Origin of the sequence: Pseudomonas brassicae (assembly GCF_010671725.1) — a bacterium.
Taxonomy (GTDB): domain Bacteria; phylum Pseudomonadota; class Gammaproteobacteria; order Pseudomonadales; family Pseudomonadaceae; genus Aquipseudomonas; species Aquipseudomonas brassicae.
Genome location: NZ_JAAHBU010000158.1, coordinates 1 through 24,552 on the forward strand (window position 1 = coordinate 1; position 24,552 = coordinate 24,552).

17 protein-coding genes, 1 rRNA gene and 7 pseudogenes are annotated in these 24,552 nt (G+C 63.7%); 11 read left to right on the forward strand and 14 right to left on the reverse strand.

The annotated features are described in order from the left end of the window. Positions 1-371 (reverse strand): annotated as a pseudogene (locus tag G3436_RS12595) (3-oxoacyl-ACP reductase); the annotation flags it as partial. Between the two features lie 121 nt (positions 372-492). Between G3436_RS12595 and G3436_RS12600 the strand changes: the two are divergent. Beyond that, positions 493-1,770 carry an acetyl-CoA C-acetyltransferase gene (locus tag G3436_RS12600; protein WP_163945363.1) on the forward strand — a complete coding sequence of 426 codons (1,278 nt, stop codon included), beginning with the start codon at positions 493-495 and terminating at the stop codon, positions 1,768-1,770. Here the strand turns inward: G3436_RS12600 and G3436_RS12605 are convergent. Next, entirely contained in the window at positions 1,757-2,773 is a 1,017-nt protein-coding gene (locus G3436_RS12605; protein WP_163945366.1) for a bile acid:sodium symporter family protein, read from the reverse strand. The genes G3436_RS12600 and G3436_RS12605 overlap by 14 nt on opposite strands. 85 nt (positions 2,774-2,858) lie before the next feature. Here G3436_RS12605 and G3436_RS12610 point away from each other — a divergent pair. Both G3436_RS12610 and G3436_RS12615 read left to right on the forward strand, forming a co-directional pair. Further along, a pseudogene (locus G3436_RS12610) lies at positions 2,859-3,649 on the forward strand (AraC family transcriptional regulator). Between the two features lie 179 nt (positions 3,650-3,828). Further along, a pseudogene (locus G3436_RS12615) lies at positions 3,829-4,721 on the forward strand (PA4780 family RIO1-like protein kinase). Positions 4,722-4,725: 4 nt separating this feature from the next. On the opposite strand, the gene cueR reads toward G3436_RS12615, so the two are convergent. The 3 genes and pseudogenes from cueR to G3436_RS12630 all read right to left on the reverse strand — a co-directional run bounded on the left by cueR (position 4,726) and on the right by G3436_RS12630 (position 7,764). Continuing rightward, positions 4,726-5,124, reverse strand: a complete 399-nt coding sequence (cueR, locus tag G3436_RS12620) for a Cu(I)-responsive transcriptional regulator (RefSeq protein WP_163945368.1) — start codon at positions 5,122-5,124, stop codon at positions 4,726-4,728. Then, a pseudogene (locus tag G3436_RS12625) lies at positions 5,121-7,323 on the reverse strand (heavy metal translocating P-type ATPase). Before G3436_RS12625 ends, cueR begins: the two are co-directional and overlap by 4 nt. A 54-nt stretch (positions 7,324-7,377) precedes the next feature. Further along, positions 7,378-7,764 (reverse strand): hypothetical protein, encoded by a 387-nt coding sequence (locus G3436_RS12630; RefSeq protein WP_163945370.1) that lies wholly within the window; start codon positions 7,762-7,764, stop codon positions 7,378-7,380. A 136-nt stretch (positions 7,765-7,900) separates the two neighbouring features. On the opposite strand from G3436_RS12630, the gene G3436_RS12635 reads away from it, so the two are divergent. Further along, the gene (locus tag G3436_RS12635) at positions 7,901-8,101 is read left to right on the forward strand and encodes a heavy-metal-associated domain-containing protein (protein ID WP_163945372.1); all 201 of its coding nucleotides are present in this window, start codon (positions 7,901-7,903) and stop codon (positions 8,099-8,101) included. A 184-nt stretch (positions 8,102-8,285) separates the two neighbouring features. Continuing rightward, positions 8,286-9,467 (forward strand): multidrug effflux MFS transporter, encoded by a 1,182-nt coding sequence (locus G3436_RS12640; RefSeq protein ID WP_163945374.1) that lies wholly within the window; start codon positions 8,286-8,288, stop codon positions 9,465-9,467. On the opposite strand, the gene G3436_RS27020 is transcribed toward G3436_RS12640, so the two are convergent. Both G3436_RS27020 and G3436_RS12645 read right to left on the reverse strand, forming a co-directional pair. Continuing rightward, on the reverse strand, positions 9,451-9,615 hold the full coding sequence (locus tag G3436_RS27020; RefSeq protein WP_178116444.1) for a hypothetical protein: 165 nt from the start codon (positions 9,613-9,615) through the stop codon (positions 9,451-9,453). The genes G3436_RS12640 and G3436_RS27020 overlap by 17 nt on opposite strands. A 116-nt stretch (positions 9,616-9,731) precedes the next feature. Then, a complete protein-coding gene (locus G3436_RS12645; RefSeq protein ID WP_163945376.1) occupies positions 9,732-10,745 on the reverse strand; it encodes a zinc-binding alcohol dehydrogenase family protein in 1,014 nt (337 codons plus the stop codon). A 109-nt stretch (positions 10,746-10,854) separates the two neighbouring features. On the opposite strand from G3436_RS12645, the gene G3436_RS12650 reads away from it, so the two are divergent. Together G3436_RS12650 and G3436_RS12655 are read left to right on the forward strand one after the other, a co-directional pair. Further along, complete coding sequence (locus G3436_RS12650) at positions 10,855-11,775, forward strand: LysR substrate-binding domain-containing protein (protein ID WP_163945379.1); 921 nt, start codon at positions 10,855-10,857, stop codon at positions 11,773-11,775. Positions 11,776-12,132: 357 nt separating this feature from the next. Then, positions 12,133-12,861 (forward strand): ArsR/SmtB family transcription factor, encoded by a 729-nt coding sequence (locus G3436_RS12655; protein WP_163945382.1) that lies wholly within the window; start codon positions 12,133-12,135, stop codon positions 12,859-12,861. A 34-nt stretch (positions 12,862-12,895) separates the two neighbouring features. Here the strand turns inward: G3436_RS12655 and G3436_RS12660 are convergent, their stop codons facing one another. Continuing rightward, positions 12,896-13,849 (reverse strand): adenosine deaminase, encoded by a 954-nt coding sequence (locus tag G3436_RS12660; RefSeq protein WP_163945385.1) that lies wholly within the window; start codon positions 13,847-13,849, stop codon positions 12,896-12,898. A 146-nt stretch (positions 13,850-13,995) separates the two neighbouring features. Here G3436_RS12660 and G3436_RS12665 point away from each other — a divergent pair, with 146 nt between their 5' ends. Beyond that, positions 13,996-15,081: a calcium:cation antiporter gene (locus tag G3436_RS12665; protein WP_163945388.1), complete on the forward strand. Its 1,086-nt coding sequence runs from the start codon at positions 13,996-13,998 to the stop codon at positions 15,079-15,081. A gap of 6 nt (positions 15,082-15,087) precedes the next feature. On the opposite strand, the gene G3436_RS12670 is transcribed toward G3436_RS12665, so the two are convergent. From G3436_RS12670 to G3436_RS12695, 6 genes and pseudogenes are all read right to left on the reverse strand, one after another. Beyond that, positions 15,088-16,443, reverse strand: coding sequence for an 8-oxoguanine deaminase (locus tag G3436_RS12670; protein WP_163945391.1), 1,356 nt, complete (start codon positions 16,441-16,443; stop codon positions 15,088-15,090). Between the two features lie 115 nt (positions 16,444-16,558). Then, a pseudogene (locus tag G3436_RS12675) lies at positions 16,559-17,245 on the reverse strand (SDR family oxidoreductase). Then, positions 17,242-17,625, reverse strand: coding sequence for a MerR family transcriptional regulator (locus G3436_RS12680; RefSeq protein ID WP_163945394.1), 384 nt, complete (start codon positions 17,623-17,625; stop codon positions 17,242-17,244). Before G3436_RS12680 ends, G3436_RS12675 begins: the two are co-directional and overlap by 4 nt. Positions 17,626-18,075: 450 nt before the next feature. Beyond that, a pseudogene (locus G3436_RS12685) lies at positions 18,076-18,661 on the reverse strand (IMPACT family protein). A 10-nt stretch (positions 18,662-18,671) separates the two neighbouring features. Next, a complete protein-coding gene (locus G3436_RS12690; RefSeq protein ID WP_163945396.1) occupies positions 18,672-19,331 on the reverse strand; it encodes a TetR/AcrR family transcriptional regulator in 660 nt (219 codons plus the stop codon). Between the two features lie 100 nt (positions 19,332-19,431). Then, positions 19,432-20,349, reverse strand: a complete 918-nt coding sequence (locus G3436_RS12695) for a LysR family transcriptional regulator (protein ID WP_163945399.1) — start codon at positions 20,347-20,349, stop codon at positions 19,432-19,434. Positions 20,350-20,473: 124 nt separating this feature from the next. On the opposite strand from G3436_RS12695, the gene aptA reads away from it, so the two are divergent. The 3 genes and pseudogenes from aptA to G3436_RS12710 form a co-directional block, all read left to right on the forward strand. Further along, positions 20,474-21,820, forward strand: a complete 1,347-nt coding sequence (gene aptA, locus G3436_RS12700) for an omega-aminotransferase AptA (protein ID WP_163945403.1) — start codon at positions 20,474-20,476, stop codon at positions 21,818-21,820. 64 nt (positions 21,821-21,884) lie between these two features. Then, positions 21,885-23,377, forward strand: a pseudogene (locus G3436_RS12705) (CoA-acylating methylmalonate-semialdehyde dehydrogenase). 587 nt (positions 23,378-23,964) lie between these two features. Continuing rightward, positions 23,965-24,552, forward strand: a 16S ribosomal RNA gene (locus G3436_RS12710); the annotation flags it as partial.

The window sequence follows — 24,552 nt, forward strand, 5'->3', positions numbered from 1 at the left end:
CGAGTATGGGCACTGGCGGCCAGGCTGCGCAGCAGTGGCTGGAAGAACTCGCGCAGTTGCTTGAGTTGGTCGCTGTCGGCCAGGTGGCTGGCATCGAACACCACCGCCTTGAGCCTGGGCCCCAGCCCCGCGACCCAGGCCGGCAGTGCCAGGCGCTCGTCGGCGTAGCTGTAGACTTCATCGGTCAGACGTTTGGCAAAACCGGCCACCTCTGCCACCAATGGCCCGCCACCGAGCAGCAGTGCGCCCTCGACCGGCCGCAGGCGCCCGGCTTCCCAGCGCTCCAGGCGGGCCGGGGTAGGCAGGCCGACAGCAGCGGCCACGCGGCGACCGAATGCAGAGTTGGCGAAGTCGATATAGCGGTCACTCATGTGAACGTCTCCCTTGAATAAGCACCAAAGTGTGGACCATGTTTCGCCTGCGGTCGTTCGACTGGCGAAAAAACACCTACGCTATAGCGGGTCATCCCGTTTCGGAATAAGGAAGTCGTGCATGCGTGCTTTACGTCGGGTAGCGATCATTGGTGGCAATCGAATTCCTTTCGCCCGCTCCAACGGACCTTACGCCAGTGCCAGCAACCAGGCCATGCTCACGGCCGCGCTCGAGGGGCTGGTGGAACGCTTCGGCCTGCACGGCCTGCAACTGGGCGAGGTGGCGGCGGGCGCGGTGCTCAAGCACTCGCGCGACATGAACCTGACCCGCGAGTGCGTGCTGGGCTCGCGGCTGGCGCCGCAAACCCCGGCCTACGACCTGCAGCAGGCCTGCGCCACGGGGCTGGAAACGGCCCTGATGGTGGCCAACAAGATCGCCCTGGGGCAGATCGACAGCGGCATCGCCGGCGGCGTGGACACCACGTCGGACGCGCCGATCGCGGTCAGCGAAGGCCTGCGCAAGCTGCTGTTGCAGGCCAATCGCGCAAAAACCACCGCCGACAAGCTCAAGGTGTTCCTGCAACTGCGCCCCTGGCACCTGAAACCGGAGCTGCCGCGCAACGGCGAACCGCGTACCGGCCTGTCGATGGGCGAGCATTGCGAACTGATGGCGCAGACCTGGCAGATCGGCCGTGCCGAACAGGACGAACTGGCGCTGCGCAGCCATCAGCACCTGGCAGCGGCGTTTGCCGAGGGCTGGCACGATGACCTGCTTACGCCGTACCTGGGCCTGACCCGTGACCACAACCTGCGCCCGGACCTGACCCTGGAAAAACTCGCGGCCCTCAAGCCGGTGTTCGAGCGCAGTGCCAAGGGCAGCTTGACCGCAGGCAACGCCACGCCGTTGACCGACGGCGCCTCGGTGGTGCTGCTGGCCAGCGAGGCGTGGGCGCGCGAGCGCGGCTTGCCGATCAAGGCGTATTTTGTCGATGGGCAGAATGCGGCGGTGGATTTCGTCAAAGGCCAGGAAGGGCTGCTGATGGCGCCGGCCTACGCGGTGCCGCGCCTGCTGCAACGCAACGGCCTGAGCCTGCAGGCGTTCGACTACTACGAGATCCATGAAGCCTTTGCCGCCCAGGTGCTGTGCACGCTCAAGGCCTGGGAAGACGCCGACTACTGCCAGCGCCGCCTGGGCTTGGACGCACCGCTGGGGGCGATCGAGCGCAGCAGGCTCAACGTCAAGGGCAGTTCGCTGGCGGCCGGGCACCCGTTCGCCGCCACGGGCGGGCGCATCCTGGCCAACCTGGCCAAGCTGCTCGACGCGGCCGGCCAGGGCCGTGGCCTGATCTCCATCTGCGCCGCCGGCGGCCAGGGCGTGGCGGCGATCATCGAACGTTGAGCAGCGCGGCGTCCTTGGCGGGGCTGAGTGGACGGTTGGCATAGTGCTCGGCCATGATCGAACACACGATCAACTGCAGCGGGTGATAGATCATGATCGGCAGCAGGATCAGCCCCAGCCCCGGGTGGGCGCCGAAAATCAGCGCAGCCATCGGTGCACCGGCGGCCAGCGACTTCTTGCTGGCGCAGAACACCGCGGCGATCTCGTCGGCCGGGGCGAACTTCATCAAGCGTGCGCTGCGTGTGGTCAGCCACAGGATCAGCGCCAGCAGCACGGCGCTGCCGAGCAGGGCGGTGAGCAGTACCGAGCTGCCTTGCTGCTGCCACAGGCCCGAGATCATCGAATTGCAGAACGCGGCGTATACCAGCAGCAGGATCACCAGCTTGTCCATCACGTTGGTGTAGCGCTTGTGACGGGCGAAGAAGCGCCCGAGCCAGGGCCGCAGCAGTTGGCCCAGCAGCAAGGGCAACAGCAACAGTGCGCACAGGTCGAGCAGGGTAGCGCCCAGGTCGATGCCCTCGCTGCCGCTGCCCACCACCAGGCTCACCAGCCACGGCGTGAGGAAGATCCCCAGCACGCTGGACAGGCTGGCATTGAGGATCGCCGCTGGCACATTGCCCCCGGCGCTGCCGGTCAGCGCCACCGACGACGAGATGGTCGACGGCAGCGCGCACAGGTACAGGAACCCGAGCATCAGCAGGGCCGGCACGTGGCTGCCGAGCACACGGTTACCCAGCCACCACAGCAACGGGAACACCACGAAGGTGAAGCCTTGCACCATCAGGTGCAGGCGCCAGTTCTTCAGGCCGTGACGAATCTGTTCACTGGACAGGTTGATGCCGTGCAGGAAGAACACGACGAATACGCCGATGTTGATCACGTATTCGGCGTGCATCGCACCGCCGCTGGCACCGACGTGCGGGAACAGCCACGCAAGAAAGGTGGCGAGGAGCATGCCGCAGAGGAACCAGTCGGTTACCACGCGCTTGAGGTGTGCTTGCATAGGCGGGCCTGCGAATCATTTTGTAATAATGAGTCCAGAGGCTACCCTGTGGCCTCACTTCCGTCTCGCGACACAAGGCCAAGCGATGCCGAGTAACGGACAAAACCTGCTGCCACGTCCCATTCCGTTGCTGGAGGCGCTGCCGCGGCCGCTGTATGCGCGTGCCGAAAGCCTGGGGGCGGGTTCGTGGACGCCGCGCCATCGGCATGACTGGGTGCAGTTTTCGTATGCCATCAGCGGTGTGCTCGGGGTGTATACCGCCGAAGGCAGCTTCTTTGCGCCGCCGCAGTGGGGCGTCTGGGTGCGGCCGGGGTGGAGCATGAGGTGATCACCTCCATGCGTGCGGAAATGCGCAGCCTGTATGTGCGCCGCCAGGAGGCGGCGTGGGCCGAACCGCGCTGCCGGGTGCTTGAAGTCACGCCGCTGGCGCGCGAGCTGATCAAGCAGTTCTGCCTGTTCCCGGTTGAGTATGCCGAGGGTGAGAGCCCCGAGGCGCACCTGGTGCAGGTGTTGCTCGAGCAGTTGCAGGGCTTGCCGGAGGTGGGCTTCTCGCTGCCGCTGCCGCAGCACCCGCGTTTGCGCGAGGTGTGCAACGCGTTGCTCGAACAGCCCGAGCAGGACCACGGCCTGGGCTACTGGGCCGAGCGCCTGGGGCGGTCGCAAAAGACCCTGATGCGCCTGTTCCAGCGCGAGACGGGGTTGAGCTTCAGGGGGTGGCGCCAACGCATGCGGCTGTTGTCGTCGCTGGAGGCACTGGAGCAGGGGCAGAGTGTGACCCAGGCGGCGCTGGGGTGCGGGTATGAATCGACCTCGGCGTACATCGTGGCCTTCAAGGGCTTGTTCGGCGCCACGCCCGGGGAGTTGTTCAAGCGCTGAGCGTTGGCACAGGCCAGGGCTGCACACCGCGATTAAATTATTTGCACATGATCCGGTCACATTGTTTGTGAGGGGGCTTGTTGTATCGTGAGCGCGCATCTGGCTCGCGGCTGTGAGAGGATGGCCGGCAACCCGTGATACCCGTGTGTTTGGCAAAACAGGACCCAGAACAAAAGCCGATGAAGACTCCAAAACGCATAGAACCGCTGATAGAAGACGGGCTGGTCGATGAAGTCATCCGACCCCTGATGAGTGGCAAGGAAGCTGCGGTGTACGTGGTGCGCTGTGGTAACGAGCTGCGGTGCGCCAAGGTCTACAAAGAGGCCAACAAGCGCAGCTTCCGTCAGGCCGCCGAATACCAGGAAGGCCGCAAGGTGCGCAACAGCCGGCAGGCCCGGGCGATGGCCAAGGGCTCCAAGTACGGGCGCAAGGAGGCCGAAGAAGCCTGGCAGAATGCCGAAGTGGCGGCCCTGTTCCGCCTGGCCAATGCCGGTGTGCGGGTGCCCAAGCCGTTCGACTTCCTCGATGGGGTGCTGTTGATGGAACTGGTGTCCGACGCCCATGGCGACGCTGCACCGCGCCTCAACGACGTGCACCTGGAGGCCGATCAGGCCCGTGAATACCACGACTTCGTGATTCGCCAGATCGTGCTGATGCTGTGTACCGGCCTGGTACACGGTGACCTCTCGGAGTTCAACGTGCTGCTTGGCCCCGAGGGCCCGGTGATCATCGACCTGCCCCAGGCGGTGGATGCGGCGGGCAACAACCACGCCTTCAGCATGCTTGAGCGCGATGTCGGCAACATGGCCGGCTACTTCGGCCAGTTTGCCCCGGAGCTCAAGGCCACCCGCTATGCCAAGGAAATGTGGGCGTTGTACGAAGCGGCGAGCTGACCCCGGAGAGCCCGCTCACCGGCCAGTTCGAGGAAGACGAGCACCACGCCGATGTGGACGGTGTGATGCGCGAGATCGAAGCCGCGCGCCTCGACGAAGCCCGTCGCCAGGCGGCCCGCGCCGACGCCGAGAACGGTCCGGCGAAGGCCGAAGAGCCTCCACCGCCGTGGTTGCAGTAACCGCTCAGTGACAGCAGCCGGCTGCCAGGTCCTTGAGGATCGGGCAGTCGGGGCGCTCGTCACCCTGGCAATGGGCGACCAGCTCGCTCAGCGTATCGCGCAGGCTCACCAGCTCGTCGATTCGCCGGTTCAGGTCGGCGATATGCTCGCTGGCCAGGGCCTTCACGTCGGCGCTGGCGCGCTGGCGGTCTTGCCACAGGGTCAGCAGCCTGGCCACCTCTTCGAGTGAAAACCCCAGGTCCCGCGAGCGCTTGATGAAGGCCAGTGCGTGCAGGTCGTCCTGCTGGTACAGGCGGTAGCCACTGTCGCTGCGCGACGCGGGCTTGAGCAGGCCGATCGACTCGTAGTAACGGATCATCTTGGCACTCAGGCCGGTGCGCTTGGCGGCTTGTCCGATGTTCATTGGGCATCGTCCTGTGGCGGCGTGTACGGTTTCCAGGTCTTGAGCAGCAGGGCGTTGCTCACCACGCTGACACTCGACAGCGCCATGGCGGCGCCGGCCAGCACTGGGTTGAGCAGGCCGAAGGCCGCCAGCGGAATACCGATCAGGTTGTAGATGAAGGCCCAGAACAGGTTCTGGCGGATTTTCGCGTAGGTCTTGCGGCTGATGTCCAGCGCCGCCGGCACCAGGCGCGGATCGCCACGCATCAGGGTGATGCCGGCCGCTTGCATGGCCACGTCGGTGCCGCCGCCCATGGCGATGCCGATGTCGGCCGCGGCCAGGGCCGGTGCATCGTTGATGCCGTCACCGACCATCGCCACCACGCCGGTTTTCTTGAGTTCGAGCACGGTAGCGGCCTTGTCGGCCGGCAGTACCTCGGCGTACACGTCGCTGATCCCCAGGGCTTGGGCGACGACCTTGGCGCTGCCGCGGTTGTCGCCGGTGAGCAGGTGGCTGCTGATGGCGTGTTCGGCCAACTGGCGCACGGCCTGCTCGGCGCCCGGCTTGAGGCTGTCGCCAAAGGCGAACAGGCCCAGCACACGCGCTTGCGCACCGCGCTCGATCAGCCATGACAGGGTGCGCCCTTCAGCTTCCCAGGCCTGCGCGTTGGCGGCCAGCGCGCCCGCTTGCAGACCGCTTTCTTCCAGCAGGCGACGGTTGCCCAGCGCCAGGTCGCGGCCCTCGAGGTGGCCGGCGATGCCGCGCCCGGTGAGCGCCTGGCTGTCGGTGATGGCCGGCACCGGCAGGTGGTTTTCTGCACAGGCATCCAGCACCGCCTTGGCCAGCGGGTGTTCGCTGCCGCGCTGCAGGGCGCCGGCCAGTTGCAGCAGCTCACTGGCATCGCAGCCCACTGCCTGGCTGTGGACGATGCGCGGGCTGCCCGAGGTGAGGGTGCCGGTCTTGTCGAACACCACGCGGTTGACCGCATGGGCTCGCTCCAGCGCCTCGGCGTCCTTGATCAGGATGCCGTGGCGCGCGGCCACGCCGGTGCGGCATGATCGCGGTCGGCGTAGCCAGGCCCAGGGCACAGGGGCAGGCGATCACGAGTACGGCCACGGCGTTGATCAGCGCGGTTTCCAGCGGTGCGCCAGCCAGCCACCAGCCCACCAGGGTGAGCAGGGCCAGCACCAGCACGGCCGGCACGAACACCTGGCTGACCCGGTCCACCAGTTTCTGGATCGGTGCCTTGGCGGCCTGGGCGTCCTCGACCAGACGGATGATGCGCGCCAGCACGGTTTCGGTGCCCAGCGCCAGCACCCGCACCAGCAGGCGCCCCTCGCCATTGATCGCGCCACCGGTCACCCGGTCGCCGGGCTGCTTGGGCACCGGCAGGCTTTCACCGCTGATCAGTGCTTCGTCGGCGTGGCTCTGGCCTTCGATGACTTCACCATCCACCGGGAAGCGCTCGCCGGGCAAGACCCGTACCAGGTCCTGCAGGCGCAGGGCGCTGATCGGTACGTCACGCTCCTGGCCGTCGACCACTTGCAGCGCGCGCTCCGGGCGCAACGCCTCCAGTGCGCGAATGGCGCTGGCGGTCTGGCGCTTGGCGCGGCTTTCGAGGTACTTGCCCAGCAGGACCAGGGCGATGACTACCGCCGAGGCTTCGAAATACAGGTGCGGCATGCTGCCGGCGCTGGCCCGTGCCCATTCGTACAGGCTCAGGCCGTAACCGGCGCTGGTGCCCAGCGCCACCAGCAGGTCCATGTTGCCGGCGCCAACGCGCAGCGCTTTCCAGGCGGCAATGTAGAAACGTGCGCCGAGGATGAACTGCACCGGCGTGGCCAGGACGAATTGCGCCCAGGCGGGGAGCATCCAGTGAATACCGAAGGGTTGCAGCAGCATCGGCAGCACCAGCGGCAGGGCCAGCAGCACCGCCAGGCCAACAGCCCAGCGCTCGCTGTGCAGGCGTCGTGCTGCATCGGCTGGGTCGGCTGCGCCCGCCTGCGGCAGGCTGGCCGAGTAACCGGCCTGGGTCACGGCCGCGATCAGCGGGGTGCTGTCGGGTTGCCCGAGCAGTTCGACGTGTGCGCGTTCGTTGGCCAGGTTGACGCTGACGCGCTGTACGCCAGGCACCTTGTTCAGCGCGCGCTCGACACGGCCGGCGCAACTGGCGCAGGTCATGCCGCCGATCTGCAGTTCGAGGGTGGTGGATGTGGGCATGGGGCTCTCCTCCTTGGACAGGCGTCAAGCTTCAACCTTGCCCCCTTGGCAAGGTCAATAGCCCAGCGCGGCCTTCTTCAGGGTCAGGCCATACTGGTCCATCACGATGCGGTACTTGTTGATCTGGCCCGCCTGTACGGTGATGGGCTTGCTGCGTTGGTTCTCGATGCCATTGTTGCAGCCGGGTGCCTGGCCTGGCAGCAGGCGCAGGCGCACATCGACCTGGCCCGGTGGCAGGTTGAACGAGGTGGACTGTTCCTGGAACAGGCGCGCGGACAGTTGATCGTTGATGTAGATGCCAATCTCGCACGAGGTGGCGACTTCGAGGCGCTCGCGGGAAATGATCAGCACGCTGTAGTCCGATGGCCCTTCGGCGCTGGCCAGGGGCGCAATGCTGCACAATCCGAGCAAACCGATAAGGCCCAATGCTGCCCTGCCCATGAATGAATCTCCTGCTGATCGATCGACAAGGGCGCAGCTTGGCCGAGCTTGGCGCGGATTTCCAGTACGGCATGCACTTGACCTTGCCCCGATGGCAAGCTTGAGACTGCGTTCAAACCCAAAGGAGGCAGTTCCCATGCAAGTATTCAGCGTTCAAGGCATGACCTGTGGCCACTGCGTGAAGGCCGTGACCCGTGCAGTCCAGAGCCAGGATGAAGGCGCGGTGGTCGAAGTGGACCTGGGCGCGAAGCAGGTGCGCGTGCAGAGTTCGCTTGAGGCGCCGCAGATTCTCGCGCTGATTCGTGACGAGGGGTATCAGGCAGAGGTCTTGGCCTGATACTGCGGTTGCCCTTTCGCTGGCAAGCCAGCTCCCACAGGGATTGCGTCGATGAAGAAATCGGTGGAGTACTTGTGGGAGCTGGCCTGTCAGCGAAAGGCCCGCAAAACCGATAAAGATTCGCGGCGGATCTCAACACAGGCGGTTAGACTAGCGCACTTGCTTAGCCTGCTATGGATTCCTGATGAACCTGCGAACCATCCTGATCCTGGGCGCCCTCAGCGCGTTCGGACCGTTGGCGATTGATTTCTACCTGCCCGGTTTCCCGGCAATGGCCCAGGCCTTTGCCACTGACGAAAAACACATTCAGACCACCCTGGCGGCCTATTTCCTCGGTTTGTCGCTGGGCCAGCTGGCCTATGGCCCGGTAGCGGACCGCTTCGGGCGACGCGTGCCGTTGCTGGTTGGGGTGACGCTGTTCACCCTGGCGTCGCTGGCCTGTGCCTTTGCGCCGAGCCTGGATGCGCTGATCGTGGCGCGCTTCGTACAGGCCCTGGGCGGTTGCGCCGGCATGGTGCTGTCGCGCGCCATTGTCAGCGACAAGTGCGATGCAGTGGCATCGGCCAAGGTGTTTTCGCAACTGATGCTGGTGATGGGCCTGGCACCGATCCTGGCGCCGATGCTCGGTGGGGTGCTGGTCAACCTGTACGGGTGGCAGTCGATTTTCATCGTACTGACCCTGTTCAGCGCGCTGTGCACTCTGGCGGTGGCCCTGGGCCTGCCGGAGAGCCTGCCGACCCAGCAGCCGCGCCAACCCTTGTCGGGGGCCTTGCGACAGTATGGGCGCCTGCTCAAGGATCGGGTGTTTCTGGGCCATGCATTGACCGGGGGGATTGCCATGGCCGGCATGTTTGCCTACATCGCCGGTTCGCCGTTTGTGTTCATCAAGCTGTATGGCGTGCCTGCCGAGCATTACGGCTGGTTGTTTGGCAGCAACGCGGCGGGCTTTATCCTGGTGGCCCAGGTGAACGCGCGCTTGCTGGCCAAGCGTGGCCCGGCGTTCCTACTGGCGCGCACGGTATGGGTATACCTGGCGGCAGGGCTGGTGCTGCTGGGCATCAGCGCGATGCGTGCGAGCGAACTGTGGCCGCTGTTGATTCCGCTGTTCATCTGCATTGCCAGCCTGGGTTGCATCATCCCCAATGCCTCGGCGTGTGCCATGAGCGGGCAAGGTGCCCGCGCCGGCAGCGCCTCGGCGTTGCTGGGGTGTGTGCAGTTCAGCGTGGCGGCGGGGGCGGCTGCCCTGGTAGGCCTGCTGCATGACGGCAGCGCGCTGCCAATGGCGCTGGTGATCAGCCTGTGTGGTGCTGCAGCGGTAAGCATCGGCATGCTCACGCGACGTTGGCAGATCAACCGGTCCGTCTGAGCGGGTGCGGTGCCTGCAGGCGATTCTGCAGCGTGGTGACGAAGGCCCGGGCCTCGGCCTCGCTGCGAAAGCTGACCACATGCTGGTCGAGCTGGACTTGCCACGGGCACCCGGCTTTGCGGGCTGAAGCACTGACGACGATCTTCATTGCTGCATACCTGTGTGATGGGCGAATGCAGCAGCATTGTAGCGCCGTGCGCGCGCCCCGGTATGACCGAGGCGAACCGGCTGACTGACGGTCATGCCGCCATGGCGTGAGCCGTTTCAGAACCCTTCGAGCACGATCTTGCCCCTGGCTGCACCACTTTCCAGCAAGGCGTGGGCACGGCGCAGGTTGGCCGCGTTGATCTGGCCGTAGTGTTCGCCCAGCGTGGTTTTCAGGGTGCCGGCATCAATCAGTTCGGCCACCCGGTTGAGCAGGTGGTGCTGTTCGAGCATGTCGGCAGTCTGGAACAGCGAACGGGTGTACATGAACTCCCAGTGCAGCGACAGGCTCTTGCGTTTGAGCTTGGTCACGTCCAGTTGCTTGGGGTCGTCGATCAGCGCGAGCTTGCCTTGCGGGGCCAGGGCCTCGACCAGTTGGTCCAGGTGCTGGTCGGTCTGGGTCAGGCTGGCCACGTGGGTCACCTGATCGATGCCCTGAGCCTTGAGGGCCTCGGCCAGTGGCTGGCGATGATCGACCACCTGCGTGGCCCCCAGCTCGCGTACCCAGGCCTGGGTTTCAGGGCGTGAAGCAGTGCCGATGACCTGCAGCCCGGTGAGCTGGCTGGCCAGCTGGGTGAGGATCGAACCGACACCGCCAGCAGCGCCGACGATCAGCAGGCTTTGCCCGAGGTTGGCGCTGCCCTGGGCCACCTGCAGGCGTTCGAACAGCAGTTCCCAGGCGGTGATGGCGGTGAGTGGCAAGGCAGCGGCCTGGGCGAAGCCGAGGGTGCGCGGCATGTGCCCGACGATGCGCTCATCCACCACGTGCAGTTCACTGTTGGCCCCGGCGCGGGCGATGGAGCCGGCGTAGTAGACCTTGTCGCCGGGCTGAAACAGGCTGACCTCACTGCCTACGGCCTTGACCACGCCGGCCACATCCCAGCCCAGTACCTTGGGGCTACCGGCCTCGGGCTGCACGTTCTGCCTGACCTTGGTGTCGACCGGGTTCACCGAAATCGCACGCACCTCCACCAGCAGGTCGCGCGGGCCTGGCTCAGGCGCCGGCAGCGCTATGTCCTGCAGGGCGGCCGGGTCGGTGATGGGCAGGGACTGGTAGTAGGCGACGGCTTTCATGGGGGGATTCCTCAGCGGGTGATGCGCCCATGATTAGCCCTTTCACTGGCGGTTAAAAGCCGATAAAACGGCAGATACTTTCAATGTTTTTTTGATAATGGAGGTATCGGTGCTGCGTACTGATGATCTGCAACTGTTCGTGCGCGCGGCCGAGCTCGGCAGCCTGTCGGCGGCGGCGCGGCTGCTTGACCTGTCGCCGGCGGTGGCCAGCGCGGCGCTTAAACGCCTGGAGGCGCAACTGGGCGTGCGTTTGCTGGCCCGCTCCACCCGCAGCCTGCGCCTGACCGCCGAAGGCGAGGGGTATGTGGCGCATGCACGGGTGGCGCTGGCCAGCCTGGAGGAAGGCCGGCGCGTTCTGGCCCAGGGGCAGGCGCAGGTCAGTGGCGTGCTGCAGTTGTCGGCGCCGTCGGACTTCGGGCGCAATGTACTGTTGCCCTGGCTGGACGAACTGCAGGGCGAACATCCGCTGCTCACGGTGCGCTTGCTGCTGGGGGATCGCAATGCCGACCTGTTCCGCCAGCCGGTGGACATCGCCCTGCGCTACGGCAACCCCGAAGATTCCAGCCTGGTAGCCCTGCCGATCTGCTCTGACAACCGCCGCGTGCTGTGCGCCGCCCCCGCTTACCTGGCCCGCCATGGCAGGCCAGGCCGGGTCGAGCAACTGGCCGAGCACAATTGCCTGCTGTACCAGCTCGGGGAACGGGTGCACGACCAGTGGCGGTTCACCGATGCGGGCTCGACTCACACCGTACTGGTAGGCGGTGACCGTTTTTGCGATGACGCCGATGTGGTGCGCCGCTGGGCCTTGGCCGGGGTCGGTATCGCCTACAAGTCATGGCTGGATGTGGCGGCCGATGTCCTGGCCGGGCGGCTCACGCTGCTGTTGCCCGAGTTGCTCGGCGAGCCGACGCCGTTGAACCTGCTGTGTACCCATCGGGCGCAGTTGGGCAAACCGGTGCAGTTGCTGCGCGACCTGCTCAAGGCCCGCTGTGCGGCACTGCTCGCACCGTTGAAGGCTGCATCGCACTAGCACACTTTGTGTCCAGCTGATGGGGTAGCCCGGTATTACATTTCATCTGAACTCGAACGACTTGATTACTTTGCTTGTAGGGCGTTTGGTGCATGTTGTGTGCCCGCTAGTATTTGTGGGGGGCAGTCGGGCGCCGTAGCCTGCGGCTCAGCGGCCTTTCGGCAGACACAGCGGTGGCGTGAGTGGCGATGCCAGAAGTGCGCGAGGTTGCCAAAGCACGCACTTTTGCGCCGAGCGACGGCCGCTTAACTGAGCGCGAGGCGGCTTATACTTGCGATCACAGTCGATACCAGCAAGAGACGTTTCCAAGGCAGGGACGGGCTCGTCACGTCTCCGGAATCCGCAGGGAGTGCAGATATGAAACCCGTAGCAAGCATCAGTGTGATTGCAAGTCTGTTGGCTGACCCCAAGCGCAGCGCCATGCTCTGGGCGCTTATCGACGGTATGGCGCGACCTTCCGAGGAGTTGGCGAAAATGACCGGCCTGACGCCCTCTTCCACCTGTGCCCACCTGGGGCGCCTGCTGGCGGGGGGGCTGTTGAAGATCGAGGCGCGCGGGCGCAAGCGCTACTTTCGCCTGGCAGCGCCCGAGGTCGGCGCCGCCGTCGAGGCACTGGCCAGTGTGCCGGTTGTGGAACATTGTCGTCAGGGTGTGCGGGTGTATCGGGAGGCCTCAGGCATTCCGCAGTCCATGCGCCGTGCACGCCTGTGCCGCGATCATCTGGGGGGGGAGCTGGCGGCCGACCTTTACCAGCGCCTGCTCGAAGCCAAGTGGCTGGACATGAGCGACCGTCAGTTGGACGTGAGCCAGGTGGGGCGCCTGCACTTCGCCGATCACGGCATCTTCATCGAGGCGCTCGCGCTGCGTGAGGGCAGGGCCTGCAGCCCTTGCACCTGCTGCAGTGAGTGGAGCGAGCAGCGCCCGCACCTGGGCGGCGCGCTGGGCAGCAGCCTGCTGAAGCTGTTTGTGCAGTCGGGTTGGGTACGCCTGGACGACAATGCGCGTGCGCTGCACATCACCCCGGCAGGCCAGCGTGAGATCCGCATGATTGCCCAACCCCCAATGCCGTTGGCAGTGGGGGAGTAGGCAGTGGCAAGCGGCGCTGCGCGCGCGCCGTCACTCAAGCCTTGAGCAGGCGCGCGTCCAGGCTGTTCTGCGCCAGGCGTCGGGCCTGGTCCTGGGTCATGCCCAGGTGGGTGTGCAGGGCATGGAAGTTTTCGGTGACATAACCGCCGAAGTAGGCCGGGTCGTCCGAGTTCACGGTGACCTTCACGCCACGCTCGAGCATCTCGAGGATGTTGTGCTCGCGCATGTGGTCGAACACGCACAGCTTGGTGTTGGACAGCGGGCACACGGTCAGCGGAATCTGTTCGTCAATGATGCGCTGCATCAGCCGCTCATCTTCGATGGCCCGTACGCCATGGTCGATACGCTGGATCTTGAGCAGGTCGAGGGCTTCCCAGATGTACTCGGGCGGGCCTTCTTCACCGGCGTGGGCCACGGTCAGGAAGCCTTCGCTGCGGGCACGGTCGAACACGCGCTGGAATTTGCTGGGCGGGTGCCCCATTTCCGAGCTGTCCAGGCCGACGGCGACAAAGGCATCGCGAAACGGCATGGCCTGGTCGAGGGTCTTGTGCGCTTCTTCTTCGCTCAGGTGGCGCAGGAAACTCAGGATCAGGCCGCTGCTGATGCCCAGTTGCTGCTGGCCATCCTTGAGTGCGCGGCTGATGCCGTCGAGCACCACCTGGAACGGGATGCCACGGTCGGTGTGGGTCTGCGGGTCGAAGAACGGTTCGGTATGAACCACGTTCTGCGCCTTGCAGCGCAGCAGGTAGGCCCAGGTCAGGTCGTAGAAGTCCTGTTCGGTGCGCAGTACATCGGCACCCTGGTAGTAGAGGTCGAGGAACTCTTGCAGGTTGTTGAACGCATAGGCCGCACGCAGGGTTTCCACGTCGTTCCAGGGCAGGGCGATCTTGTTGCGTTCGGCCAGGGCAAACAGCAACTCGGGCTCCAGCGATCCTTCCAGGTGCAGGTGCAATTCTGCCTTGGGCAGCGCGTTAAGCCAGTCGTACATAAATCGGTTCTCTTCAGGTGCGGTTGCGCGCCATTCTACAGCGGTTGGTGATGTACAGCGGTGAAACCTGACCGGATGGTTGAGGCAGGGAAACCTTCACCAGCAGCTAGAGTCTCTAACCAGACCCCTCGCGCTCAAGGCTGGCGATGCTCAAGCGACTGTTCGAAGAAAAGCTCTTGCTGCTGGCTGTGCTGACGGCGCTACTGGCCTTGCCGCTGGAGCCGCTGTTGCTTGGACACGGGCGTGGCATCGCGCTGGTGGCCGGGTGTGTGCTGGTGGGGGCGATCGTGTGCGCGTCGATGCGCGTGGCGCAGCACGCCGAGTTGCTGGCGCAGAAGGTTGGCGACCCCTACGGCACAATGATCCTGACCTTGTCCGCCGTGCTGGTGGAGGTGGTGATCCTGGCGATCATGATGAGCAATGAGGCGTCGCCGACCCTGGTGCGTGACACTATCTACTCGGCGGTGATGCTCGACATCAATGGCATTCTGGGCCTGGCCGCGCTGATGGGCGGGCTCAAGCACGGCGAGCAGCGTTACAACGATGATTCGGCGCGAACCTACAGCGTGATGATCATGACGGCCATGGGCGTGTCGATGGTTGTGCCGGAGTTCATCCCCAAGGCGCAATGGCAGTTGTATTCGGCTTTCACCATCGGCGCGATGGTGGTGCTGTACGCCTTGTTCCTGCGCATGCAGGTGGGGCCGCACAGCTATTTCTTCAGTTACAGTTATCCACAGAAAAAACGCGGCGACCAGGCTACAGGCGTAGCGAAGGTCAACCAGACCCGCTCGGTAGCAGTGCTGGTGGCGGGCGTGGTGGTGATCGGCCTGCTGGCCGAAGTGATGTCCAGCACCCTCGACTACGGGCTGCAGGGTAGCGGTGCACCGCCAGTGCTGACCGCCATTGTGGTGGCGGCGATTTCCGCCGCACCCGAGATCTTGACCGCACTGCGCGCGGCGTTGGCCAACCGCATGCAATCGGTGGTCAATATTGCGCTGGGGGCGTCGCTGTCGACGGTGATCCTCACCGTGCCGCTGATGGAGGCCATGGCGCTGTATACCGGTCAACCGTTCCAGATGGCCATGACCCCGGTGCAGACGGTGATGATCTTCATTACCTTGATCGTCAGCGCGATCAACCTCAATGATGGCGAAACCAACGCGATCGAGGGCATGACCCACTTCGTGCTGTTCGCCACCTTCATCATGCTCGCGCTGCTGGGGGTTTAGTGCCGGTCAGCCTGCGATGAGCTGGGCTGCCGCCTGGCGGTGGTTGGCGATCAGGCCCTTCACATCCAGGCCCTCGATCTGCCCGTCGATCACGCGCCACTGGCCACCGACCATGACCCGATCGGCCCGATCGGCCCCGCACAGCAGCAAGGCCGAAAGCGGGTCGTGGCTGCCGGAAAAGCGCAGCTCGTCGAGTTTGAACAGTGCCAGGTCGGCCTGTTTGCCCACGACCAGTTCGCCAATGTCGCCACGCCCCAACAGTTGCGCCGAGCCGCGGGTGGCCCAGCCCAGCGCGCGCTCCGGTGTGATGGCTTCGGCGCCGTAGCGCAGGCGCTGCAGGTACAGGGCCTGACGCGCTTCGAGGATCATGTTGGAGGCATCATTGGACGCCGAGCCGTCTACCCCGAGCCCGACCGGCGCACCGGCATCGGTGAGCTCGACAGTGGGGCAGATGCCCGAGGCCAGGCGCATGTTCGAGCTTGGGCAATGGCAGATGCCGGTGCCGGCAGCGCCCAGGCGAGCAATTTCGTCGCGGTTGAAGTGGATGCCGTGGGCCAGCCATGTGCGCGGGCCGAGCCAGCCGACGCTGTCGAGGTAGTCCACGGTGCGCAGGCCGAAGCGTTGCAGGCAGAAGTCTTCTTCGTCGAGGGTTTCGGCCAGGTGCGTGTGCAGGCGTACGTCGAGCTCTTCAGCCAGGGTCGCGCTGGCGCGCATGATTTCGGGGGTTACCGAAAACGGTGAGCACGGTGCCAGGGCAATCTGGATGCGCGCCCCGTCACCGCGCTCGTGGTAGCTGTGGATAAGCCGCTGGCTGTCGGCCAGGATCACTTCGCCTTGCTGCACCGTCTGCTGCGGTGGCAACCCGCCATCGGCCTCGCCCAGGCTCATGGAGCCGCGGGTGAGCATGGCGCGCATGCCCAGCCTGCGGACGCTCTCGACCTGCACGTCGATGGCGTTTTCCAGACCGTCAGGGAACAGGTAATGATGGTCGGCAGCGGTGGTGCATCCCGACAGCAGCAGCTCGGCCAGGGCCACCTGGGTCGCCAGTTCGAGTTTGGCCGGGGTCAGGCGCGCCCATACCGGGTAGAGCGTCTTGAGCCAGGGGAACAGTGGCTGGTTGACCACCGGTGCCCAGGCGCGGGTGAGGGTCTGGTAGAAATGGTGATGGGTGTTGATCAGGCCAGGCAACACTACGTGCTCACGCGCATCGAAGGTCTGCTGGCAGGGGCTGGCCGGGGTTTGGCCAAGGCCGAGGACTTCGCTGATGGTGCCGTTTTCGAGCACCAGCCCGCCACGGGCGTCAAGGCTGTTGGCGGTAAAGATGGCAAGCGGGTTTTTCAACCAGATACGGGTCGCAGGCATGGTGCCGGCTCCTCTGAAAGTGGGTTCAGGTTAGCCAGCTCAGTGTTGCCCTGTCTGCTGATCCAGGTTCGCCGCGGTGGGCGAGGCGTCGAGTCTACACCCACCGCGATCCGCTTCACCAGACCAGTGTTTCACCTTTGTAGTTGATGAAATGCAGGCCACCTTTGCCACTGCTGGCCTGGACCTGTTCGAGCATGCCACGGGTACTGGTCAGGACGTCGATCTCGGCGTCTTCGCCGCCCCATGTCGGTCTTGACCCAGCCTGGGTGCATGGCCAATACGGTCAGCGGGGTGTCGCCCAGCTGCACCACGAAGCTGTTGATCATCGAGTTCAGTGCGGCTTTGCTGGCCTTGTACAGGGCCATCTGCGGCGCATCAGGATGCCCACGCTGCCCAGGATCGAACTCATGAAGGCGATGACCCCGCCGTTCGGGTTCAGTTGCGCGGCAAAGCGCTGCGCGACCCGCAGCGGTGCGACGCTGTTGGTCATGAACAGGTCGCCGACATCTGCCTTCTGCGCCTGCTCGGGGTTCTGCTGATCCGGGCCCTTGACCCCGGCATTGACGAACAGCAGGTCAAAGGTCTGCTCCTTGAGCTGAGCCTGCAGGCGATCAAGCTGTTCGGTGCTGTTCATTTCCAGGGTCTGCACCTGCACACCCTTCAGTTGCGCCAGTGCCGGGGCCTTGGATGGATCGCGAACGGTGGCGACCACGTTCCAGCCGGCTTCACGCAAGCGTTCGACCAGGCCCAGGCCCAGTCCACGTGAGGCACCAATGATCAATGCGGTTTTTGCGGCAGTCATGCGAGTTCTCCTTGCAAGGGGGTGGGCGCCGAGGCGCGTAATGGGCAGGTTTGCAGCAGGCGGCGTTGCAGTTCGTGGCGCAACTGGCCGAGTTCTTCGATCCGCGCCTCGACCAGCGCCAGCTTGTCTTCCAGCAGGCGCGCCACTGCGTCATCCGGATCACTGGCACCCCACAGCTGGGCCACGCTCTGGCCGATCTCACCCAGGCTGAAGCCCAAGCGCTGTGCGGTGCGGATGAACAGCACCAACTGCACGCTGTGCTGTGGGTAGTCACGATAGCCGTTGGCACTGCGCGCGGCACGGATCAGGCCGCGCTCTTCATAAAAACGCAGGGTATCGCGGCTGACGTCGCAGGCCTGGGCCAGTTGTCCAATACGCATGGGGCTGCCTGAACCAGGGGTTGACCCTGGAGCATACTCCAGCCTTTAGCCTGCTGCCTTCAATTCGAGCAAGGGGCAGGGTGATGTGGAGTACAACCGGGTATCGGCGGCTGGGCCGTGCGGCAGCTGTGGCCGGTGCGTGATGATCAGAAAATGATCAGTCGTGGCTGACGGCTGCCCGGCGAGCGCTTGGCGCAGGCACACACGGTTTATCCACAGCTTGCTCCACAGTATTTGTGTGCAAGCTGTGGCGCGGGAAAAACGCTGTCCAGGGGGCCGCGCAACGGTGGATAACTGGGGGTAAGTTGCTGATTCAGCGTCAGTTCAACCCTGCCCGGCGGCACTTGATCAAAACGTGATCGATACGCTGGGGGGCACGGTTCAAAAGGGCTGCAGCGGAGTGCTAAGAGCTTATCCACAGCCGGGCCCACAGTGGCTGTGGGCAACTGTTCAGGGCCGTTCGAGCAGGATTCGCCCACGGCTGAGGTCGGCCAGCTGGCGCTGCAGTGGTTCGATGTGCTCTTCGCCCACGGCAAGTTGCAGGTCGACGCCATTGGCGGTGAACTGTTCGTCCAGCACCAGGCCGTCGGCTTCACCTACCCGCAGCTTGAGCAGTGCCAGCTCGCTGAAGGTGCAACTGCAGTGCAGCTGAACACGGCTTACCAGCAGGCGCTTTTCGGCCTGTTGCAGGCATTTGTTGGCGCCACCGCCATAGGCCCTGGCCAGGCCGCCGGTACCGAGCTGGATACCGCCGTACCAGCGGATCACCAGCACGGCGACCTGATCGCAGTCCTGCGCCTCGATGGCTGCCAGGATCGGGCGCCCGGCGGTGCCTCCTGGTTCGCCATCATCGCTGCTGCGGTACTGCGCGCCCAGCTTCCAGGCCCAGCAGTTGTGGGTCGCAGCCGGATCGCTGTGCTGCTCGAAGAACGCCTGGGCGTCGGCCGGGCTGCTGATGGGGGCCGCCAGGGTAATGAAGCGGCTTTTGCGGATTTCTTCGCGAAAACTCGCAGGTGTCCAGCAAGGTAAAGGGCATGAGCGGGGGATCAGTTCGGTGGGGTAAGGCCGCAGCCTTTGAGGATGATGTGGATAAGGTTGTTGCTGGCGTCTTCCATGTCCTGTTTGGTCAGGCGGCTGCGGCCCGTTACCTGGCAGATCTGGGTGGCGAAGTCGGCATAGTGCTGGGTGCTGCCCCAGAGCAGGAAGATCAGGTGTACCGGGTCGACGCGGTCCATCTTGCCACTGTCCATCCAGGCCTCGAACACCGCCGCCCGGCCTTTGAACCATTCACGGTAATCCTGGCTGAAATAGTCGGTCAGGCACTGGCCGCCGCTGATGATCTCCATGGCAAAGATTCGCGAGGCCTGCGGGTTGCGGCGTGAAAATTCCATCTTGGTGCGGATGTAGCGGCTCAGGGACTCGGCCGGATCGTCGTCGGCGTTCAGTGTATTGAAGGTGCTGTCCCACAATTCGATGATGTTGCTCAGCACTGCCACGTACAGGCCCAGCTTGTTGGTGAAGTAGTAGTGCAGATTGGCCTTGGGCAGCCCGGCGTTCAGCGCAATGGTGTTCATGCTGGTGCCTTTGAAGCCGTGGCGGGCGAATTCGTCTTCGGCGGCCTGGATGATCGCCTGCTCGTTCTTCTGACGGATGCGGCCAGCGGGTCTGGCGGCCTGGGGACGGTGTGCGGGGACTTCAAAGGTCATGGGCGGTTCCGGACAGAGCGGGGTGGTCGGGCACATGCACTGATACCGCAGCTGTGCCGGGTGGGCAAGCATGCGCGGGCGAAAAAGCCGATAAAGGGCGTCAACGTGTTGCAGCCAGGCTGTCGAGGAAGCTTTCCAGCACCAGGTGGGGGCGCCGCCCCTTGCGCGTGACCCAGCACAGGCTCAGGTCATAGAAGCGTTCGCTGGGCTTGAGTGCGCGCAAGCGGCCCTGCTGCACCCAGGCACTGGCGTAGTGATCGGGCAGGTAGCCGATGTAGCGCCCGGTCAGGATCAGGAAGGCCATGCCCTCGCGATCCGAGGCGCTGGCAGTACAGTGCAGGGCCTGGTATTGCGCCTGGATATCGACGGGCAGACGGAAAGTGGGCGCGATCGCATCCTGGCTATTGAGCCGCTGATCGTCCAGCTGGCGGTCGTCGGCATAGAACAGCGGATGCCCCACGGCGCAGTAGAGCAGTGAGCGTTCGCTGTACAGCGGCTGGTATTCGAGCCCCGAGAGCGGGCTGGTCTGCGGCACCACGCCGACGTGCAGGCTGCCGTCGAGTACACCTTGCTCGACCTGGCTGGGGGCAATCATGCGGATCTGGATGCGCACGTCCGGCCCGCGGTCCTTGAGTTGGGCCAGCGCGTGGGTGATGCGCATGTGCGGCAAGGTCACCAGGTTGTCGGTGAGGCCGATGTTCAGTTCGCCGCGCAGGTGCTGGTGCAGGCCGTTGACCTCGGTGCGAAAGCTCTCCAGCGCACCCAGCAACTGCAGGGCCGACTGGTATACCTCGCGCCCTTCCTCGGTCAGCGAGAACCCGGCGCGACCGCGTTGGCACAGGCGCAGGCCGAGGCGCTGTTCCAGGTCGCTCATCTGCTGGCTGATGGCCGAGCGTCCGATCCCCAGCACGTTCTCGGCCGCCGAGAAGCCGCCGCATTCGACCACGCTACGGTAGATCTTGAGGAGGCGGATATCGAAATCACTGACCTGGGCAAGCGGCTCGGGGCGACGGCTCATTGTTTAGTATCCAGCTAACTGAAGATTAGAAAAGCAGGCTTTTTCAGACTTTATCGCCGTGACAATTTAGCTGCAACACTGTTTGCCACCATCCTGCTGCTTATTGCCTTGCGAGGTTTGTCCCATGAATCTGCCTGAAAACGCACCGGTCGGCCTGGCCAGCCAGCTCAAGCTGGACGCACACTGGATGCCGTACACTGCCAACCGCAACTTTCAGCGTGACCCGCGCCTGATCGTTGCTGCACAGGGCAACTACCTGACCGATGACAAGGGCCGCAAGATTTTCGACGCGCTGTCGGGGTTGTGGACCTGTGGCGCCGGGCATACCCGCAAGCAGATCCAGGAAGCGGTGTCGCGCCAGTTGGGGGTGCTGGATTATTCCCCGGCGTTCCAGTTCGGTCATCCGCTGTCGTTCCAGCTGGCCGAGAAGATCACTGACCTGACGCCAGGCAACCTGAACCACGTCTTCTATACCAACTCCGGTTCCGAATGTGCCGACACTGCGCTGAAGATGGTGCGTGCCTACTGGCGCCTCAAGGGTCAGGCGACCAAGACCAAGCTGATCGGCCGCGCCCGTGGCTATCACGGTGTGAACATCGCCGGTACCAGCCTGGGTGGGGTCAACGGCAACCGCAAGATGTTTGGCCAGTTGCTCGATGTCGACCACATCCCGCACACCGTGCTGCCGGGCAATGCCTTCAGCAGGGGCATGCCGGAGGAGGGCGGTATTGCCCTGGCCGACGAGATGCTCAAGCTGATCGAGCTGCATGATGCCTCCAATATCGCCGCGCTGATCGTCGAGCCCCTGGCGGGATCGGCCGGCGTGCTGCCGCCGCCCAAGGGTTATCTCAAGCGCCTGCGCGAGATCTGCGACCAGCACAACATCTTGCTGATCTTCGATGAGGTGATTACCGGTTTTGGCCGTATGGGCGCGATGTTCGGTGCCGATGCGTTCGGCGTGACGCCTGACCTGATGTGTATCGCCAAGCAGGTCACCAACGGTGCCATCCCGATGGGGGCGGTGATCGCAAGCAGCGAGATCTATCAGACCTTCATGAACCAGCCGACCCCCGAGTATGCGGTCGAATTCCCCCACGGCTACACCTATTCGGCACACCCGGTGGCCTGTGCCGCAGGCCTGGCTGCACTGGACCTGCTGGAGAAGGAAAACCTGGTGCAATCGGCTGCCGAGCTGGCACCGGATTTCGAAAACGTGCTGCATGGGGTCAAGGGCGCGAAGCATATCGTCGACATTCGCAACTACGGCCTGGCGGGCGCGCTGCAGATTGCGGCGCGTGATGGCGATGCGATTGTGCGTCCATACGAGATCGCGATGAAGCTGTGGAGTGCCGGCTTCTATGTTCGCTACGGTGGCGACACGCTGCAGTTCGGCCCCACCTTCAATACCACGCCACAGGAGCTCGATCGCCTGTTCGATGCGGTGGGCGAAGCGATCAACCAGGTCGACTGATTCTTCTATATATAGGCAGGCGCGAAAGTTCGTGCCTGCTCACCCCCTTTTTATGGAGTCTTGCATGAGCATCGTTCAGCATCTGATCCACGGTGAAATGGTTTCCAGTGGCGGGCGCACCGCCGATGTATTCAATCCGTCCACCGGCCAGGCGATCCATACGCTCGAACTGGCCAGCCGGGACACCGTGCAGAAGGCCATCGATTCGGCCAAGTCGGCATTCCCGGCATGGCGCAATACGCCACCGGCCAAACGTGCCCAGGTGATGTTCCGCTTCAAGCAGTTGCTGGAGCAGAACGAGTCGCGCATTGCGCAACTGATCAGCGAAGAGCACGGCAAAACCCTGGAAGACGCAGTGGGCGAGCTCAAGCGTGGCATCGAGAACGTCGAGTACGCCTGTGCCGCACCAGAAGTACTCAAGGGCGAGTACAGCCGCAACGTGGGCCCCAACATTGATGCCTGGTCCGATTTCCAGCCGCTGGGCATTGTGGCGGGTATCACCCCGTTCAACTTCCCGGCCATGGTGCCGCTGTGGATGTACCCGTTGGCGATTGCCTGCGGTAACTGCTTCATTCTCAAGCCTTCCGAGCGCGATCCGAGTTCGACCTTGTTCATTGCCCAACTGTTGCTCGAAGCCGGGCTGCCCAACGGCGTGCTGAATGTGGTGCACGGCGACAAGGTGGCGGTGGACGCGCTGATCGAGGCGCCCGAGGTCAAGGCATTGAGCTTTGTAGGCTCCACGCCGATTGCCGAGTACATCTATGCCGAAGGCACCCGGCGCGGCAAGCGCGTGCAGGCGCTGGGCGGCGCGAAGAATCACGCGGTACTGATGCCGGATGCCGACCTGGACAATGCGGTCAGTGCGCTGATGGGGGCTGCGTACGGTTCGTGCGGCGAGCGTTGCATGGCCATCTCGGTGGCTGTGTGTGTCGGTGATCAGGTGGCGGATGCGCTGGTGGCCAAGCTGGTACCGCAGATCAAGGCGCTGAAAATCGGTGCCGGTACCCAGTGCGGCCTGGACATGGGGCCGCTGGTGACCGCCGCTGCCCGCGACAAGGTCGTTGGCTACATTGATGACGGCCTTGCAGCGGGTGCGGAACTGGTCGTGGATGGCCGCGGTTTCAGTGTGGCAGGCCACGAAGAGGGCTACTTCGTAGGGGGCACCCTGTTTGACCGGGTCAGCACCGAGATGCGTATCTATAAAGAAGAGATCTTCGGGCCGGTGCTGTGTGTGGTGCGCGTCGACAGCCTGGAGCAGGCCATGCAGTTGATCAACGAGCATGAGTACGGCAACGGCACGTGCATCTTCACCCGTGACGGAGAGGCCGCACGCCTGTTCTGTGACGAAATCGAAGTGGGTATGGTCGGGGTCAATGTGCCCTTGCCGGTGCCTGTGGCGTATCACAGCTTTGGCGGCTGGAAACGTTCGCTGTTCGGCGACTGCATGCCTATGGCCCGGATGGCGTGCGGTTTTATACCCGGCGCAAGGCGATTACCCAGCGCTGGCCGCAGCGTGCTAGCCACGAAGCGTCCCAGTTTGCCTTCCCCAGCCTGTAAATCGGGGTGGAACGGGGCAGGCCGCAAGGCTTGCCGTGCTTTTGGGGGTTTCTGACCTTTGTGACAGATTTATTGCGATTAGCGCTTGACGGCCTCTGGGAAGTCTTTATACTTCGCCCCACTTCCAGCGTAGTCGGAACGAGAAACTCCTTGAGTATCAACGAGTTGGACGTTTCAGGTAGTGCGGGAAGTGCTTCGGTCGAAAGATCGGCAGCCGTGAAAAAGGTGGTTGACAGCGGTTTGAAACGCTGTAGAATTCGCCTCCCGCTAACGAGAGATCGAAGCGAGTCAAGTGGTTGAAGTTCAAAGGCTTTTTAAACAAAGCATCTGAAAAACTTCAAAATAAACGCTTGACAGGCTCTGAGGAAAGCGTAGAATGCGCGCCTCGGTTGAGACGGAAAAGCTCTTAACCAACCGCTCTTTAACAACTGAATCAAGCAATTCGTGTGGGTGCTTGTGAGCTCAGACTGATAGTCAGAAAGATTATCAGCATCACAAGTGACTGCACGAAAATCGAAAGATTTGAAAGTAAGTCATTTGAGAATGCTGAGCCAAGTTTAGGGTTTTCTCAAAACCCAAGCAGTATTGAACTGAAGAGTTTGATCATGGCTCAGATTGAACGCTGGCGGCAGGCCTAACACATGCAAGTCGAGCGGATGAGAAGAGCTTGCTCTTCGATTCAGCGGCGGACGGGTGAGTAATACCTAGGAATCTGCCTGATAGTGGGGGACAACGTTTCGAAAGGAACGCTAATACCGCATACGTCCTACGGGAGAAAGCAGGGGACCTTCGGGCCTTGCGCTATCAGATGAGCCTAGGTCGGATTAGCTAGTTGGTGAGGTAATGGCTCACCAAGGCTACGATCCGTAACTGGTCTGAGAGGATGATCAGTCACACTGGAACTGAGACACGGTCCAGACTCCTACGGGAGGCAGCAGTGGGGAATATTGGACAATGGGCGAAAGCCTGATCCAGCCATGCCGCGTGTGTGAAGAAGGTCTTCGGATTGTAAAGCACTTTAAGTTGGGAGGAAGGGCAGTAAGCGAATACCTTGCTGTTTTGACGTTACCGACAGAATAAGCACCGGCTAACTCTGTGCCAGCAGCCGCGGTAATACAGAGGGTGCAAGCGTTAATCGGAATTACTGGGCGTAAAGCGCGCGTAGTGGTTCGTTA

Bases quoted from the DNA above. Each gene is read 5' to 3' on its own strand.
- G3436_RS12600 (WP_163945363.1), top strand. From the start codon at position 493: ATGCGTGCTTTACGTCGGGTAGCGATCATTGGTGGCAATCGAATTCCT.
- G3436_RS12605 (WP_163945366.1), bottom strand. From the start codon at position 2,773: ATGCAAGCACACCTCAAGCGCGTGGTAACCGACTGGTTCCTCTGCGGC.
- cueR (WP_163945368.1), bottom strand. From the start codon at position 5,124: ATGAACATCGGACAAGCCGCCAAGCGCACCGGCCTGAGTGCCAAGATG.
- G3436_RS12630 (WP_163945370.1), bottom strand. From the start codon at position 7,764: ATGGGCAGGGCAGCATTGGGCCTTATCGGTTTGCTCGGATTGTGCAGC.
- G3436_RS12635 (WP_163945372.1), top strand. From the start codon at position 7,901: ATGCAAGTATTCAGCGTTCAAGGCATGACCTGTGGCCACTGCGTGAAG.
- G3436_RS12640 (WP_163945374.1), top strand. From the start codon at position 8,286: ATGAACCTGCGAACCATCCTGATCCTGGGCGCCCTCAGCGCGTTCGGA.
- G3436_RS27020 (WP_178116444.1), bottom strand. From the start codon at position 9,615: ATGAAGATCGTCGTCAGTGCTTCAGCCCGCAAAGCCGGGTGCCCGTGG.
- G3436_RS12645 (WP_163945376.1), bottom strand. From the start codon at position 10,745: ATGAAAGCCGTCGCCTACTACCAGTCCCTGCCCATCACCGACCCGGCC.
- G3436_RS12655 (WP_163945382.1), top strand. From the start codon at position 12,133: ATGAAACCCGTAGCAAGCATCAGTGTGATTGCAAGTCTGTTGGCTGAC.
- G3436_RS12660 (WP_163945385.1), bottom strand. From the start codon at position 13,849: ATGTACGACTGGCTTAACGCGCTGCCCAAGGCAGAATTGCACCTGCAC.
- G3436_RS12665 (WP_163945388.1), top strand. From the start codon at position 13,996: ATGCTCAAGCGACTGTTCGAAGAAAAGCTCTTGCTGCTGGCTGTGCTG.
- G3436_RS12670 (WP_163945391.1), bottom strand. From the start codon at position 16,443: ATGCCTGCGACCCGTATCTGGTTGAAAAACCCGCTTGCCATCTTTACC.
- G3436_RS12680 (WP_163945394.1), bottom strand. From the start codon at position 17,625: ATGCGTATTGGACAACTGGCCCAGGCCTGCGACGTCAGCCGCGATACC.
- G3436_RS12690 (WP_163945396.1), bottom strand. From the start codon at position 19,331: ATGACCTTTGAAGTCCCCGCACACCGTCCCCAGGCCGCCAGACCCGCT.
- G3436_RS12695 (WP_163945399.1), bottom strand. From the start codon at position 20,349: ATGAGCCGTCGCCCCGAGCCGCTTGCCCAGGTCAGTGATTTCGATATC.
- aptA (WP_163945403.1), top strand. From the start codon at position 20,474: ATGAATCTGCCTGAAAACGCACCGGTCGGCCTGGCCAGCCAGCTCAAG.